This is a genomic window from Serinicoccus sp. CNJ-927 (assembly GCF_001942435.1).
Lineage (GTDB): Bacteria > Actinomycetota > Actinomycetes > Actinomycetales > Dermatophilaceae > Ornithinicoccus > Ornithinicoccus marinus.
The window spans coordinates 108,466-123,147 of record NZ_MKKF01000048.1 but is presented as its reverse complement, the minus strand read 5'-3'; the positions used below and the strand labels follow the sequence as shown (position 1 = coordinate 123,147).

Annotated in this window: 12 protein-coding genes and 1 pseudogene; 2 read left to right on the top strand and 11 right to left on the bottom strand. The window is 70.8% G+C overall.

Translation table 11 applies throughout. The features are described from left to right. Positions 1-72: 72 nt before the first annotated feature. From BJF86_RS12815 to BJF86_RS12805, 3 genes are all read right to left on the bottom strand, one after another. Positions 73-1,524 carry an aldehyde dehydrogenase family protein gene (locus BJF86_RS12815; RefSeq protein ID WP_075819476.1) on the bottom strand — a complete coding sequence of 484 codons (1,452 nt, stop codon included), beginning with the start codon at positions 1,522-1,524 and terminating at the stop codon, positions 73-75. Between the two features lie 89 nt (positions 1,525-1,613). Beyond that, entirely contained in the window at positions 1,614-2,483 is an 870-nt protein-coding gene (locus BJF86_RS12810) for an alpha/beta fold hydrolase (protein ID WP_075819474.1), read from the bottom strand. Positions 2,484-2,498: 15 nt separating this feature from the next. Beyond that, positions 2,499-2,906, bottom strand: a complete 408-nt coding sequence (locus tag BJF86_RS12805) for a hypothetical protein (protein ID WP_075819472.1) — start codon at positions 2,904-2,906, stop codon at positions 2,499-2,501. Positions 2,907-3,078: 172 nt separating this feature from the next. Here BJF86_RS12805 and BJF86_RS12800 point away from each other — a divergent pair, with 172 nt between their 5' ends. Beyond that, a complete protein-coding gene (locus tag BJF86_RS12800) occupies positions 3,079-4,038 on the top strand; it encodes a LysR family transcriptional regulator (RefSeq protein ID WP_075819470.1) in 960 nt (319 codons plus the stop codon). Positions 4,039-4,241: 203 nt separating this feature from the next. Here BJF86_RS12800 and BJF86_RS12795 read toward each other — a convergent pair. From BJF86_RS12795 to lipB, 7 genes and pseudogenes are all read right to left on the bottom strand, one after another. Beyond that, a pseudogene (locus BJF86_RS12795) lies at positions 4,242-5,255 on the bottom strand (hypothetical protein); the annotation flags it as partial. Between the two features lie 95 nt (positions 5,256-5,350). Beyond that, positions 5,351-6,775: a type I glutamate--ammonia ligase gene (glnA, locus tag BJF86_RS12790; RefSeq protein ID WP_022924803.1), complete on the bottom strand. Its 1,425-nt coding sequence runs from the start codon at positions 6,773-6,775 to the stop codon at positions 5,351-5,353. Between the two features lie 376 nt (positions 6,776-7,151). Continuing rightward, positions 7,152-7,934, bottom strand: a complete 783-nt coding sequence (locus BJF86_RS12785) for a DUF4191 domain-containing protein (RefSeq protein WP_075819467.1) — start codon at positions 7,932-7,934, stop codon at positions 7,152-7,154. A gap of 5 nt (positions 7,935-7,939) precedes the next feature. Beyond that, complete coding sequence (gene lipA / locus BJF86_RS12780; protein WP_075819465.1) at positions 7,940-8,986, bottom strand: lipoyl synthase; 1,047 nt, start codon at positions 8,984-8,986, stop codon at positions 7,940-7,942. Between the two features lie 117 nt (positions 8,987-9,103). After that, a complete protein-coding gene (locus BJF86_RS12775) occupies positions 9,104-10,087 on the bottom strand; it encodes an ABC transporter permease subunit (protein ID WP_075819464.1) in 984 nt (327 codons plus the stop codon). After that, the gene (locus BJF86_RS12770) at positions 10,087-11,118 is read right to left on the bottom strand and encodes an ABC transporter ATP-binding protein (protein WP_075819462.1); all 1,032 of its coding nucleotides are present in this window, start codon (positions 11,116-11,118) and stop codon (positions 10,087-10,089) included. The genes BJF86_RS12775 and BJF86_RS12770 overlap by 1 nt, the downstream gene beginning before the upstream one ends. Before the next feature lie 159 nt (positions 11,119-11,277). After that, entirely contained in the window at positions 11,278-11,943 is a 666-nt protein-coding gene (gene lipB, locus BJF86_RS12765; RefSeq protein WP_075819460.1) for a lipoyl(octanoyl) transferase LipB, read from the bottom strand. A gap of 86 nt (positions 11,944-12,029) precedes the next feature. On the opposite strand from lipB, the gene BJF86_RS12760 reads away from it, so the two are divergent. Then, positions 12,030-13,688, top strand: coding sequence for a serine/threonine-protein kinase (locus BJF86_RS12760; protein ID WP_075819458.1), 1,659 nt, complete (start codon positions 12,030-12,032; stop codon positions 13,686-13,688). A gap of 2 nt (positions 13,689-13,690) precedes the next feature. On the opposite strand, the gene BJF86_RS12755 is transcribed toward BJF86_RS12760, so the two are convergent. Beyond that, on the bottom strand, positions 13,691-14,680 hold the full coding sequence (locus BJF86_RS12755) for a TIGR01777 family oxidoreductase (protein WP_075819456.1): 990 nt from the start codon (positions 14,678-14,680) through the stop codon (positions 13,691-13,693). Positions 14,681-14,682: the final 2 nt, after the last annotated feature.

The following is a 14,682-nucleotide window of genomic DNA, read 5'->3' as shown; positions in this document are numbered from 1 at the left end:
GACCCGGTGCCGGATCGGCTTGCGGGACAGGCTCCAGGGGTTGGGGATGTCTAGACGCGCGTCGCTGTAGGCCTATAGGGCCGCGCCTGTGAAGACGAGGCTACGGTCATAGGTGAGGTCGTCCATGGCGAAGCGGACGCCCTCTCGGCCGATGCCTGAACCCTTGGTTCCGCCGTAGGGCATCTGGTCAGCGCGGTAGCTGGGAACGTCGCCGATGATGATGCCGCCGACGTCGAGGTCGCGGTGGGCTTTGAAGGCGGTGGTGATGTCGTGGGTGAAGACACCGACCTGGAGTCCGAAGTCGGAGTCGTTGACGGCGGCGAATGCAGCCTCGGTGCCGTCGACCTCGCGCATGGAGACCACCGGGGCAAAGACCTCGTCGCGGTTGACGCGGGCGTCCAGCGGGGCGTCGGCGATCAGGGTGGGTGGCAGGCGGGCGCCGTCCCGCCTGCCGCCGACGAGGACGCGCGCACCAGCCTCGACGGCCTCGGCCACCCAGGACTCTGCCCGCGCCGCGGCGCGGGTGTTGATCATCGGGCCGAGTGTCGTGCCCTCGTGGTCGGGGTCCCCGAGGACCTGGTTGCCGACCTCGTGGGTGAGGAGGTCGAGCAGACGTGGGTAGATGCTGGTGTCGGCGATGACGCGCTGAACCGAGATGCACGATTGGCCAGCCTGTCCCATGCCGAACGCGGCGATGCGGGTGGCGGCCTGCTGGAGGTCGGCGTCGCTGTTCCAGTCCGCGCAGACGACGGCGGAGGCGTTCCCGCCGAGCTCAAGCGTGACGTGCTTGCGGGGCACGGAGTCGCGGATGTGCCAGCCGACCGGGCCCGAGCCGGTAAACGAGACGACTGGCAGTCGCGGGTCGGCCACGAGCGCGTCCATGCGGTCGTTGGGGACGGTGAGGACCGACCAAGACCCGTCCGGCAGGTCGGTCTCGGCGAGCAGGTCGCCGAGGAAGAGGGCCGACAGCGGGGTTGCGGGTGCGGGCTTGAGGACGATCGGCGCCCCGACGGCGAGGGCTGGTGCCACCTTGTGGGCGACGAGGTTGAGGGGGAAGTTGAACGGGGTGATGCCCAGGACGGGGCCGCGCGAGACGCGGCGGTTGAGGGCGATGCGGCCCTCGCCGGCGGTGTCGGTGTCGAGCCGTTGCAGCTCTCCGGACCACCTGCGTGCCTCCTCCGATGCCAGGCGGAATGTCGCCGCGGCGCGGTCGACTTCGATCCGCGACCAGCGGATGGGTTTGCCGCCTTCGGCCATGATGAGTCGTGCCAACTCCTCCCGGCTTTGGGTCAGTCGGCGCGAGACGTGGTCGAGCGCGTCGGCTCGGCGGTGGGCTGGGAGCGAAGCGAGTTCGCGTCCGACGTCGTGGGCGGTCTGGACGGCTTCCTCGACGTGGGAAGGGTCCGCCACCGCGACCTCGGCGACTGGGTCACCACCGTCGGGTGGGGTGATCGGGGTGGTGTGCTCGCCGGTGACCTGGTGGCCGGCTACCCAGATGGGCACGGGCTGCGTGGGTGGCTTCATCGTCGTTGCCTCTCATGGGTCGGCGGGGGTGTCGGCGCGCCGGTGGGGTGGGACGGCTGCTCGCCGTCCCACCCCACCGGAAGGCTGCGTCAGCTGGTGACGATGGCCTTCTTCTTCTGCAGGTCCTCGAGGGCCTGGATGAGGTAGGTGCGGAACACCGGGTGGTTCTCGCTCATCGGGAAGTGCCCGATCTCGGGCATGTTGATGAAAGAGCCGTTGGTGATGGCGTTGGCGGTGCGCTCGCTGTCCTCGGGGGTGGTGAGGTAGTCGTACTCGCCAGTCATCATGATGACCGGGCACTGCTCGCCGTCGATGTCGCCGAGCTTGCCGCGCAGGTCGTGGTCGACTGAGTAGAAGTGCAGGTCGCCCTTGAAGGACTCCGAGCCCTGGGAGTAGTAAAACCAGGTCTTCCACCGGTCGCCCTCGGGCGACTGCGGTGCCATCAGGTCCCAGGTGCCGCTGGCGCACACCTGGGCGGCGTTCGCGTGCGGGTGCTGCCACCAGTCGAGGTAGAAGCCCGGCGAGTAGTCGGCTCCTTCGACGGACAGGACGCCGGCGAATCGGTCCGGCCTGCGCAGTGCGAGCTGCAGGGCGATGTTGCCGCCGAAGGAGGAGCCCATGAAGATCGGGTCCTCGAGCTCGAGGGCGTCGCACAGCGCGATGATGAAGTTCGCGAAGTGGTCGGCGGAGAGCTGGTACTCCTCCTTCCACCATTCGGTGTTCTCGGGCGGGTCGGACTTGCCGTGGCGGGGCAGGTCGTAGGCGATGACGCGGTAGTTCGCAGTGATCTCCTCGTCCTCGAGCAGGCCGCGCCACTGGTGGTTGTGACAGCCGGCGGTGTGCTGGCAGACCAGCGGCTGGCCGGTGCCGTTCTCGAGGTAGAAGACCTTGTACTCCAGGCCGTCGACGTCGATAGTCACGTAGTGGCCGGTGACAGGTGAGATCTTGGGGTTGCTCATGGGTGTGTTCCTTTCTCAGACGGGGGAGCCGACGACGCGCAGGAGCTCGACCTGGCGGGTGATGCAGCGCAGGTTCTGCATGAGCACGAGGATGTCGCCCTCGAGCTTCATGTCGCGCTGGAAGCTGGCGGCCCAGATGCCGTGGAACATCGGTGCCGGCACCGGCTGTCCGAACTCGCGCCAGGTGTCGGCGCTGGCGCGGATGGCGAACTGGTAGGCCACGTCCAAGGGCCCGGGGTTCGCAGTCACGTGGGTCACCCGGCCGGACTCGACTTGGATCACGTAGGTGCGGTCCGTGGCGTCCAGGAGGTAGGAGCAGGTGAAATACTTGCCGTGGGCCTGGATCTCGGTGTCGTTGTTGCTGGCTTCGGCGAACGCCTCGGCCCAGGCTTCGGCCGTCGGTGCGCTGGTCTGCGCGCTCATGAGCGGTTCCTTTCTGAGGGACCAAAGGGTGTGGCTGCCGATCCCGGACTGGGGTCGGCAGCGCCTTTCCCATGAGACCGCCGTCACGTCGCCGGGGTCCAATACCGCCTCCTCATCGATCGATAAGCGACATCTATTGGTGCTGGCGGTCCCCCGTGGCTAGGGTCCAGACATGTCCGAGGTGCCGGAGCTACGCGTGCTGCGGTACTTCGTCGCGGTCGCCGAGGAGCTGCACTTCGGTCGCGCGGCGGTCCGTCTGCATATCTCGCAGCCGGCTCTGAGCGTGCAGATCCGCAAGCTCGAGCACTCGCTCGGGGCCAAGCCGTTCGACCGGACCAGCCGACACGTCGAACTCACCGAGGTGGGCACGGTTTTGCTTGAGGAGGCCCACAAGCTCCTGGTTGGGGCCGACCGGCTCGTCGACGCCACGCGTGGCGCATTGCGGGGCGTTCGGGGCACGCTCGTGGTCGGCTTCCAGGGTAACGCGGCCGCCGAGCTCACCCCCCAGATCCTCAAGGCCTTCCAGACCCGGTACCCGCGTGTCCAGGTCGAGATGCGGTCGCACGACTTCGCCGACCCCTACGTCGGCCTGGCGAACGGCAGCGTCGATATCGCCTTCGTCCGCCCGCCGCTGCTGATGCAGGACTGGCTGAGCATCGAGACCCTCTTCGTCGAACCGCGGGTGCTGGTGACCTCCAGCAGCTCGCCGCTAGCAGCCAGGGACCAGGTGTCGGTCGAGGAGGTGCTCGACGAGGCCTTCGTTGCCCGAAAAGCGCCGGAGTACTGGCGCGACTTCTGGCTCGCCACGTCCAGCCGTGATGGCAGCGCCCCGGTGCTCGGAGCCGAGGTCGGCGGCGTCGAGGAGTGCTTCGAGGCCATTCTCTCCGGCCGCGGAATCGCCTTCAGTCAGGCATCGACCCAGCGTTACTACGACCGCCCCGGCCTGGCGTTCATCCCGGTCACCGGGCTCCCCCACTCCCCGCTCGCCATCGCTTGGCGCAACGACCTCGGCGCTCAAACAGTCAGCGACTTCGTCGAGACAGCCAGGATGCTCGCCGCACTCGAACTCGTCCCGCTTGCCGCGACGCCGCAACCCCCCGCCGTCGAAGCCCCCCTTGCCGCGACGTACTAAGAGCCATCCCGTTTCTGCGCGACCGGACCACCAACCCATTGCGGGACACATTCAGTTCGGGAGCCGCGCTAACCACTCGTCGTTCCGCACGACCCGTCCGGACGTCGTCACCGGGACTGGACCCTTCGCCGGAGGACTTCCGCGCTCAGGCGAGTTGGTTCGTCGAAACTCCTCACCTGCCGCGTTCATCCGGCCCGTGGCACAGCTGTACTGCCGAGTTGATCGGACTCTTGCCGGTAGACCACCCGAGTCTCGGCGTTCGCCAACAACGACGAGGCGAGGGCCCGCATGGCCGGACCTTGGTCGCCGACGTTGTCGAGGTCGGAGAGCTTGTGGAAGATCAGCATGTTCGCGATCCCGTAGTGTCGCGCCAGTCGCCAGTGCGCGTCCATGCGCCGCAGTAGCGCCGGATGGGACATCAGCCGCCAAGCCTCGTCGTACACGACCCACCGTTGACCGCCGTCGGGGTCGGCGAGCGCGACGTCGATGGCCGTGTGCTCGAGCGGCGTGAGCCGGCGGTCGAGGACCGTCTCGGCCAGGGCGCCGAGGAGGTCGCGGCGGCGGGAGGTGACCTGCGCTGCCCACTGGATGTCATCGAGCCCGGCAGGTCGGTGTCCCTCGTCGAGTGGGTTGAGTCGGGTCGGCATCCCGTGCCCGAGCGCGATGGCTCTGCCGCCCACTGCTTCGGCGACGGCGGTGTGTTCGCCCTTGGGGTCGCCAGGAACGTAGACACGGCGGCCGAAGGGGATCGAGCGGGTATAGAGACTCTTCGCCAAAGCCGACTTGCCGGCCCGGACGATCCCCGCGAGCACGAGGTTGGGAGCGGTGATCAGTCCGCGTGCGTAGAGCACCCACGGGTGGTAGACGAAGGAGCTGCCGGAGTAGAGGTCCTGCCCGACGAACACTCCGTCACTGCCGAGTCCGCCCTCAGCGAGGAACGGGTACGCGCCGGCCAACGTGGCGGACGTGTCCTGGTGAGGAGGCAACCGAAGCCGGCCGGGCGTACGCAGGGCAGCAGCACCAGTCTGGCCAGCCTTCGGTAACACGACGGTCGCGCGGCGCTCGGCCGCCAGTTCGTCGGACTTCGCCTTCTACAGCGGTCGAGGCGAGCCGCGGTCCGCAGCGAGCCGGGACTTCGCTGCGGCCTTGCGTGCGCCATACCTCCTAGGTGCGGCACGGACCGCGCCATGCGGTCTGCCTCTGGGGCCGCAGAACAACGAAACGGCCCCTGACCCTGGAAGACGCCGAAAGACGTTTTCCCAGGTCAGGGGCCGTTCTCGACCACTGCTGACAGGGGGTGAAAACCCTCGAATCAGATGTCGAAGTAGAGCTCGAACTCGTGCGGGTGCGGACGCAGGCGCATCGGCGTGATCTCGTTGGCCCGCTTGTAGTCGACCCAGGCGCCGAGCAGGTCCTCGGTGAAGACCTCGCCCTCGGTGAGGAAGGCGTGGTCGTCCTCGAGCGCGTCGAGCACCTCCGGCAGCGACGTCGGCAGCTGCGCGATGTCGGCCAGGTCCTCCGGCGGCAGCTCGTAGAGGTCCTTGTCGACCGGCTCCGGCGGCTCGATGCGGTTCTTGATCCCGTCCAGGCCGGCCATCAGCTGGGCGGAGAAGGCCAGGTAGGGGTTCGCCGACGGGTCCGGCACGCGGTACTCCACGCGCTTGGCCTTGGCCGAGGACCCGGTGATCGGGATGCGGACGCAGGCCGAACGGTTCCGGGCCGAGTAGACCAGGTTGATCGGCGCCTCGAAGCCGGGCACCAGGCGGTGGTAGGAGTTCAGCGACGGGTTGGTGAAGGCCAGCAGTGCCGGGCCGTGCTGCAGCAGACCACCGATGTACCACCGGGCGATGTCGGACAGGCCGCCGTAGCCGTTCTCGTCGTAGAACAGCGGCTCGCCGTCCTTCCACAGGCTCTGGTGGGTGTGCATCCCCGAGCCGTTGTCACCGAAGAGCGGCTTGGGCATGAAGGTCGCGGTCTTGCCGGCGGCCCAGGCGCTGTTCTTGATGACGTACTTGAACTTCATCATGTCGTCGCCGGAGTGGAGCAGGGTGTTGAACTTGTAGTTGATCTCCTGCTGCCCGGCAGTGCCGACCTCGTGGTGCGCGCGCTCGACGTCGAGCCCCACGGTCGCCAGGTCCAGCACCATCCGGTCGCGGATGTCGGCGAAGTGGTCCACCGGCGGCACCGGGAAGTAGCCCCCCTTGAAGCGGGGCTTGTAACCGCGGTTGCCGCCGTCCTCCGAGCGACCGGTGTTCCACGCCGCCTCGATCGAGTCGATGTGGTAGTAACCTCCGCTCGGCCCGGTCGCGAAGCGCACGTCGTCGAAGACGTAGAACTCCGCCTCGGCGCCGAAGAAGGCGGTGTCCGCGATGCCGGTCGAGGCCAGGTGCTCCTCCGCCTTGCGCGCGATCTGCCGCGGGTCGCGCTCGTAGGGCTCGTCGGTGAACGGGTCGACGATCGAGAAGTTCATGATGAGCGTCTTCTCGGCGCGGAACGGGTCCACGTATGCCGTCTGCGGGTCCGGGATGAGCTTCATGTCCGACTCGTGGATCGACTTGAAGCCGCGGATCGAGGACCCGTCGAACATCTGGCCGGTGTCGAACGCGTCCTGGTCGAAGCTCCCCGCCGGGACGTTGAAGTGCTGCATCACACCGGGCAGGTCGCAGAACCTGACGTCGATGAACTTGACGTCCTCGTCCTTGATGTAGGCGAGCACCTCATCGGCATTGCTGAACATTCCAGTTCCTCCTGTCGCGGACCAGGCGATGGCTCGGGGTTCGGGTCCGGTAGGAACAACCTACGTGCAGGCGGTTTCCGCGGGGTCACTCGGGTGTTACGCCCGTGTTACACCCCGGTATGCCTGTGCCTGCGCTCGTGCGTCAGCGCCCGTTCCTTTTTGGCCGCTTCCTGCTCGCGCCCGGCCGGTGGGACCGTGCGCTCGTGCGTCAGCGCCCGTTCCTTTCTGGCCGCTTCCTGCTCGCGCCCGGTGCGGGCGGCACGACGTGCCGGTGGGACCGTGCGCTCGTGCGTCAGCGCCCGCTCCCTTCTGGCCGCTTCCTGCTCGCGCCCGGTGCGGGCGGCACTACGTGCCGGTGGGACCGTGCGCTCGTGCGTCAGCGCCCGCGAAGCGCGCGGCGGCTCGCACGCGGCGGCCGCGTCGGGTCCATGCCCGCCGGGATCGCCGGCTTGTTGCGGTTGCCCAGCGCCTTCATGCGCTGCTGCACGACGAGCGCCTCGTCGTTGGTGAGCGCCTTGTCGAAGCGCTTGATGGTCTTGACCACCGAGCGCAGCGGGGTCTGCCCCTCGCCGTTGCCCACCGTGATGGTGTGCACTGGCACCTCGCCCCCGACCACCCGGGCCACCTTGCGCTCCTCGGCCTTGACCAGCCGCTGCGCGGAGCCCCGCGGCCCCTCGGAGATGAGGACGACGCCGGGGCGGCCGACCGCGCGGAAGACCATCGCCGCGTTGTTGAGGTCGCGCATACCGCGCACCTGGCCGCCCGCCTCGGCGGCCACCGGCTCCTGGTCGTAGTACCACCCGCGGCGCAGCTGCTGCAGCACCGCCGCGGACGCGCCGGGCTGACCCTCGATCTGGGTGAAGGCGGCGCGCTCAGCGCGACGGCCGAGGATGACGACAGCCGCGAGCAGCGCCAGCGGCACACCGATGATCATGAGGTAGACCACCTGGTCGAGCCACAGCCCGACGAGCAGGGCCACGACGAGCACCGCGAGCGCGGCGAGCACCATCCACCACACGGCCGACGGGTCGGCTTTGCGGGTCATCGAGAAGACCTGGCGCACCTGCGCGATGCGACCGGGCTTGTTCGGGTCCTTCGGCTTGCGGTTGCGGCCGAAGCGGCGCTTCTTCGGCTCGGGCTCGGTGGTGGCGCTCGACATGGGGATCAGGATACGCGGGCGGTGGCCAGCTTCTGCTCCGCCGCGACGACGAGCGAGGCCGCCTCCTGCCGGGCCGGGACGTCGGCCTCGGCCTGCTGCCGCAGGTGCGACAGGTGCTCGGGCACCTCCCTGCCCCAGCGGCGCATGGCCTGCGCGTAGAGCTTGCCGGCGCGGTAGGAGCTGCGCACCAGCGGCCCGGCCATGACGCCTTTGAAGCCGATCTCCTCGGCGCGCTCGGACCAGTGCACGAACTCCTGCGGCTTGACCCAGCGGTCGATGGGGTGGTGCAGCTTGGAGGGGCGGAGATACTGCGTGATCGTGAGGATGTCGCAGCCCGCGTCGTGCAGGTCCTGCATCGCCTGGTCGATCTCCTCCTCGGTCTCGCCCATGCCGAGGATGAGGTTGGACTTGGTCACCAGCTCGTTGTCGCGCGCCATCGACAACACCCGCAGCGACTTGTCGTAGGTGAAGGCCGGGCGGATCTTCCTAAAGATGCGCGGGACCGTCTCCAGGTTGTGCGCGAAGACCTCCGGCCGGGCGTCGAAGACCTGCTGCACCAGCTCGGGCACGGCACCGAAGTCCGGGGGGAGGATCTCCACGCCGGTGGTCGGGTTGAGCTCGTGCACCTTCCGGATGACCTCGGCATACAACCAGGCCGCGCCGTCCTTCTGGTCGTCCCGGGCGACGCCGGTGATGGTGGCGTAGCGCAGCTCCATCGTCCGGATCGACTCGGCGACCTTGCGCGGCTCGTCCAGGTCGAGCGGCAGCGGGCGGCCGGTCGAGATGTCGCAGAAGTCGCACCGCCGAGTGCAGATGTCGCCCCCGATGAGGAAGGTGGCCTCGCGGTCCTCCCAGCACTCGAAGATGTTGGGACAGCCCGCCTCCTGGCAGACCGTGTGCAGCCCACCCTTCTTCACCATGGAGTGCAGCTCCTGGTACTCCGGCCCCATCTTGGCGGTGGTGCGGATCCACTCCGGCTTGCGCTCGATCGGGGTCTCCGCGTTGCGCGCCTCCACGCGCAGCAGGCGACGGCCCTCCGGTGCGACGGTCACAGGTGCTCCCTCGTTGTCGATGCGTGTGGCCTGGTCTCGGTCCAACGCTGCACCACTCCAGGGTATGCCCGGTCCCACCCGTCGCGGACGCCGCCCCGGGGAGGCCGGTTCAGGTCGTCAGTCGATGTCGGAGCGCAGGAAGCGCAGCAGACCCAGCCCCAGGACGACCACGAGGACGACCGAGAGGGTGAGGACGCCCTGCCCCAGGCTGAGCTGCTGCGTCACCTCGCGGCATCCCTCGACCTCCCGGCAGTTGGTGTAGGTGATCCACTCGACCCCGTCGCGCACGACCGCCTCGACGTTGCGCCCGACGGAGAAGCGGCTGATGCCGGGCAGCAGGCTGCTCAGCAACCCCTCGACCACCATGAGGTAGCCCACCAGGAGCCCGATGACCAGGGCGCTGTGCCGCAGGACGAAGGCGGCGGCCGCGCCGAGGGCCCCGGCTGCGAGGCCGAGCCCCAGGATGCGCACCGACATCCAGAACGAGGGCAGGATGCCGTCGGCCAGGATGCTCGGGTCGTTGCCGGTGAGGCGGTAGACCGCCGGGACGCCCAGGACCAGTGCGACCAGGCAGACCGCGACGACCGGCACCGACAGCAGGGCACCGGCGAGGACCTTGGCGCCGAAGACCGGGGCCCGGCGGGGGACGAAGGTGAGGAAGGACCCCATGGTGCCGTGACCGAACTCGGCGGCCACGCCGGTCGACCCGACGGCCAGAGCGAGCAGCAGCAGCGGGTAGACGGCGACGGCGAGCAGCTCGGTGTACTGCTCCCCGACGGGCGGGAGCTCGCCGTACCACTGCTCCGCCGAAGGCGCCTCCATCTGGTCGCAGCCCCAGTCCACGCTCGCGTCCCCGGCGGCACGACGCTCGTCCTCCTGCCCCTGCAGGCACTCCTGCAGGTATTGCTCACCGTTCTCCTCCCAGTCCGCGATGGCCTGCTCCAGCGCCACGTCGGCGCCCGCCCGGGCCTGCGCGATCTGCCGCGCCTGGCCGTGCACGCCGATGAGGGCGATCACGGAGATGATCACCGCGGCCAGGACCGCCAGCGCGGGGATACGACGCCACAGCAGGCGCCGCACCTCGACGACGGTGAGCCGCATCACGCCGCTCCTCCCCGCTCGTCCATGGTGCTGGCGAGCGCATCGTCCCCGGTCAGCTCGAGGAAGATCTGCTCCAACCCGCGACGGCTCGGCACGAGCCGCTCGACCCACAGCCCCTGGCCGGCCAGCAGCCGGGTGATCTCGGCCGGCTGGGCGCCGGTGACGGTGAGCAGACCGGACTCCTGCGAGCCGTCGGCCCGGGCCAGCGCCTCGGCGGCGTCCTCGCCTTGCGGGAGCGCCCGCCAGTCCACGGTGAAGCCGGCGTCACGCAGGAGGCGGGCGGCGGCGCCGGGGTGGCTCACCCCGACCTCGACACTCTCCCCGCCCCCGCCGATCAGTCCGGCCACCGAGCCCTGCGCCAGCACCCGGCCACGCCCGATGATGGTGACCGTGTCGGCGATCTGCTCGACCTCGGACAGGATGTGGCTGCTCACGAGCACGGTGCGGCCCTCGTCGGCGAGGCGGCGCATGGTCCGGCGGATCTCGTGGATGCCCGCCGGGTCCAGCCCGTTGGTGGGCTCGTCGAAGATGAGCAGGTCCGGCGACTTGAGCAGGGTGGCCGCGATGGCCAGCCGCTGCTTCATGCCCAGCGAGTAGGATGTGAAGGTGTCGCGCCCTCGGGAGCCCAGCCCGACCTCCTCGAGGACCTCACCGACCCGGCTCTGCGGGGTGCCGATGGCCTGGGCGAGCAGCGCCAGGTTGCGCGCCCCGGTGAACGTGGGGAAGAACTTCGGCGACTCGACGATGGCCCCCACCCGGTCCACCACCTGTGGCAGCTGCCGCGGCACCGGTGTGTCGAAGATCTGCACGTCGCCGCGGTCGGGCCGCACCAGCCCCAGCAGCATCCGGATGGTCGTGGTCTTGCCCGAGCCGTTCGGCCCGAGGAAGCCGTGCACCCCGCCCGCGGGCACGTCCATGTCCAGCCCGTGCACCGCCACCCGGCGTCCCCGCACGGTCCGGTAGGTCTTGCGCAGCCCACGGGTGGTCACCGCGGGGCCCTCGTCGGTGAGGGCGACGTGCGGCACGCTCAACGGCTGTCCTCCTGGCGTCGGTGGGCAGCCTCACGGCCGAACCCCTGCAGGCTCAGTCAACCCTGCTTGTGTCCGGAGGGAGGCGTGTGTTGCAGCGTGTCCGGAATCCCGTCCGGATCACGGGTATGCGGTCGTGGCGAGAGTACGCCGGGGCCGTGGTCAGCGGGTCGGCACGGTCGGCTGCCCCGGGGTCACGGGGTCGAGCACGCGGGCGATGTGGTCCTCGACCAGCGGCAGCACCTCGGCGACGGGGACGTGACGACCGAGCTCCGCGGTCAACGAGGTCACCCCGGCGTCGGCGATCCCGCAGGGGATGATGGCGTCGGCCCAGCCCAGGTCGCAGTCGCAGTTGAGCGCGAAGCCGTGCATGGTGACGTCCTGGCTGACCCGGATCCCGATGGCGCCGATCTTGCGCTCCGGGCGCGTGCCGTCGGCCGGGAGCCAGACCCCTGACCTCCCCTCGACCCGGGTGGTCTCGACGCCCAGCTCACGGCATACCCCGATCATCACGTCCTCCAGCCGGCGCACGTGCGCGACCACGTCGACGGGGGAGGGGAGCCGCACGATCGGGTAGCCCACGAGCTGCCCCGGGCCGTGCCAGGTGATCTTGCCCCCGCGGTCGACGTCGACGACCGGCGTGCCGTCGAGCGGCCGCTCATGGGCCTCGGTGCGTTTCCCGGCGGTGTAGACCGCCGCGTGCTCCAGCAGGAGCACGGTGTCCGGGAGGCTGCCCGCGACGACCTCGGCGTGCACCTCGCGTTGGTGCTCCCACGCCTGCTCGTAGTCCACGAGGTCGGGGGCCAGACCGAGGTGCTCGACGCGCATAGGCCCACTGTAGTCCGTGCGCGTCCGCAGCCTGGGGCTGTGGACAACTCCTGCGGCGCTCGCGCCGCTCACGGCAGGCTGGGCTCATGAACCTGCCGACCGTCCCCGGATACGACGTGCTCGGCCGGCTCGGTCGAGGGGCGAGTGCCGAGGTGTGGCGGGGCCGTCGGCGCGCGGACGGTCTGCCGGTCGCGCTCAAGTTGGTGCGCCCGAAGGGTGGGGCGGCCGACGTGCCAGCCGTGCTCGCCGAGGCGGGCCTCATGGCGGGGCTGCGGCACGAGCACGTCCTGCGGCTCTACGACGTGCTGCCGCTCGGGTCCCCGGAGGACCCCACCGTGGCCCTGGTCACCCAGCTCGCGGCCGGGGGCTCGCTGGCCCAGGTCTTGCAGAGCCGGAGGCTGCTGTCGCCGGGGGAGCTGGTGACCGTCCTGCACCCGGTCTCCTCGGCGCTGGCCGAGCTGCACCGGCTCGGCGTCGTGCACGGTGACGTGTCGCCGGGCAACGTGGTCTTCCGCAGCGACGGTATGCCCCTGCTCGGCGACCTCGGCACTGCCCGTGTGACCGGGGAGGACGGCCTGCGCGGCTGGGGGACCCGCGGGCCCGACGGCATGGTGGCGCCCGAGGTCGTCGAGGGTTTCGCTGCAACCTCTGAGTCCGACGTCTACCAGGTGGGTGCGCTGGCCTGGCTCGCGCTGGTCGGCGACGTGCCCGGCCCGGGTTTCGACCGTCCGCCGCTGGCCGAGGTCGCGCCACTGCTGGCCCCTGACCTGGTGGACCTGGTGCGGCGGTGCATGGCTCCGCAGCCGGAGGACCGTCCCGGGGCCGAGGAGCTGCCGGCGCTGCTGCTCGCGGTGGCCGACCCGGAGCCGGTGGAGGTGGCGCCGGACGTGGACGCCGCCGTCGGGGTCACCGAGCGGCTGCGGCAGGTGGCGCTGACCGACGCCGCGCAGGCGCAGCCGCCGCGGGGCGGGAGGTGGAGGAGACTCATGGGACGGGGCGTCGGGCGGCCCCGGCCCGGGCCCGCGCGGGTGCCGGACCCGACATCGCCCAGGGTGGCGGCGTCGCGCCGTCGTGGGGCGCACCGGGAGAGCGGCGCCCCCGCCGGTGCGCGGCGGCGCCGCCCGGGCCTCGTCCTCGCTGCTGTCCTGGTGCTGCTGGTGGGGGTGCTGGGCGTCGTGGTCGTCCTCCGCCCGACGGCGTCGGTGTCGCACGGGGATGGGCCCCCGTCCGTCGGTCCTGCTGCGGCGGACGTGCCGGCGGTCACTGCCCCGGCCCCGCCGGTGCGGGCCGTGCCACCCGCGGGAGGGAAACCCGCCACGGCCACCCCGTCGGCGGGACCGGACCGACGGGACGGGATCTGGGACGAGGCCCGGGCCTCGGAGGTCGTCCAGGGGCTCCTCGACGGGCGTGCCGCAGCGTGGGAGGAGGTCGACCCCGGACGGCTCGAGGAGGTCGTCGCCCCGGGCTCCCCGGCGGCGAGGGCAGAACTCTCCCAGTTGTCCGAGGCCGACCGGGCCGGAGTGTCGTATCCGCAGGTCGACTTCACCGTCTCCCGGGCCCGCACCGCATCGGTCCAGGACGGGCGCGTGGAGGTCGACCTCACGGTCCGCCGTGCCCAGCTGACGGTGCGGCGCGACGGGGAGGTCGTGCACACCGCCGGTGCGCGGGAGGACGAGGTCCGGGTCGTGCTGAGCCGCCACGGGGGACGCTGGCTGCTGCAGGAGTGGGGGCCGCCGGCGCGCTGAGGTCAGGCGGCCTGGTCCTGCTGCACCACCCAGGCTGCTGCGGCCTGGAGATCGGCGTGGTCGAAGGTGAAGCCCGCTCCGGTCAGCACCTCGGGCAGGGCCCGGGTGGAGGAGAGGATCTCCGAGGACATCTCGCCCAGGACGATCCGCAGCGCGAATCCCGGCGCGGGCACGACGGCCGGACGGTGCAGCTCGGCGGCCAGCGCCCGGGTGACCTGGAGCTGGGTCGCCGGGGCGGGCCCGACGAGGTTGACCGGGCCGGTGATCTCCGGGTGGTCGAGCAGGAAGAGCAGCTCCCGCACGTGGTCGTGCAGGGTGATCCACGGCCACCAGGCGTCGCCGCCGGCGAGCGGCCCACCGAGACCGAGGCGCACGAGCGGGAGCAACCGCCCCAGCGCGCCGCCGCCGGGCGCCAGGACGATGCCGGTCCGGACGTGGGCCACCGGCACCCCGGCCTGCTCGGCGGGCCCGGTGGCACCCTCCCAGTCCTGGCAGAGCTGCGACAGGAAGCCCTCACCAGGTCCGCTGGACTCGGTGAGCACCTCCTCGCCGCGGTCCCCGTAGTAGCCCACGGCCGAGCCGGACACGAGCCGGGGCGCGCCCGAGGCGCCGCCCTCACGATCCGCGAGCGCGGCGAGCGCGTCGGCGATCGTGCTGGTGCCGTCCAGCCGCGAGGAGACCAGCACCTTCTTGCGCTCGTCCGTCCACCGCTTGTCCCCGATGCCGGCACCCGCCAGGTGCACGACCCCGTGCACCCCGGCGAGCACGCCGGGGTCGAGCGCCGCCCCGGGGTCGAGCGCCGCCCCGGGGTCCCAGGTCTGCTCCCGGACGCCTGAGGGCAGCTGCTCGGCAGGGCGCGCGTCACGGCGCACGAGGTGCACGACCTCGTCGCCGCGCTCGCGCACCGCCTCGCTGAGCGCCGACCCGATGAGCCCGCTGGCTCCGGTGATCGCGACGACGCGCGTGCTGCTGGATGCGGGCTGATCGGTCATCG

Excerpts from the sequence above, each read along its gene's own strand:
- BJF86_RS12785 (WP_075819467.1), bottom strand. The coding sequence starts at position 7,934 with ATGTCGAGCGCCACCACCGAGCCCGAGCCGAAGAAGCGCCGCTTCGGC.
- BJF86_RS12800 (WP_075819470.1), top strand. The coding sequence starts at position 3,079 with ATGTCCGAGGTGCCGGAGCTACGCGTGCTGCGGTACTTCGTCGCGGTC.
- BJF86_RS12775 (WP_075819464.1), bottom strand. The coding sequence starts at position 10,087 with ATGCGGCTCACCGTCGTCGAGGTGCGGCGCCTGCTGTGGCGTCGTATC.
- BJF86_RS12805 (WP_075819472.1), bottom strand. The coding sequence starts at position 2,906 with ATGAGCGCGCAGACCAGCGCACCGACGGCCGAAGCCTGGGCCGAGGCG.
- BJF86_RS12755 (WP_075819456.1), bottom strand. The coding sequence starts at position 14,680 with ATGACCGATCAGCCCGCATCCAGCAGCACGCGCGTCGTCGCGATCACC.
- BJF86_RS12760 (WP_075819458.1), top strand. The coding sequence starts at position 12,030 with ATGAACCTGCCGACCGTCCCCGGATACGACGTGCTCGGCCGGCTCGGT.
- BJF86_RS12815 (WP_075819476.1), bottom strand. The coding sequence starts at position 1,524 with ATGAAGCCACCCACGCAGCCCGTGCCCATCTGGGTAGCCGGCCACCAG.
- lipB (WP_075819460.1), bottom strand. The coding sequence starts at position 11,943 with ATGCGCGTCGAGCACCTCGGTCTGGCCCCCGACCTCGTGGACTACGAG.
- glnA (WP_022924803.1), bottom strand. The coding sequence starts at position 6,775 with ATGTTCAGCAATGCCGATGAGGTGCTCGCCTACATCAAGGACGAGGAC.
- BJF86_RS12810 (WP_075819474.1), bottom strand. The coding sequence starts at position 2,483 with ATGAGCAACCCCAAGATCTCACCTGTCACCGGCCACTACGTGACTATC.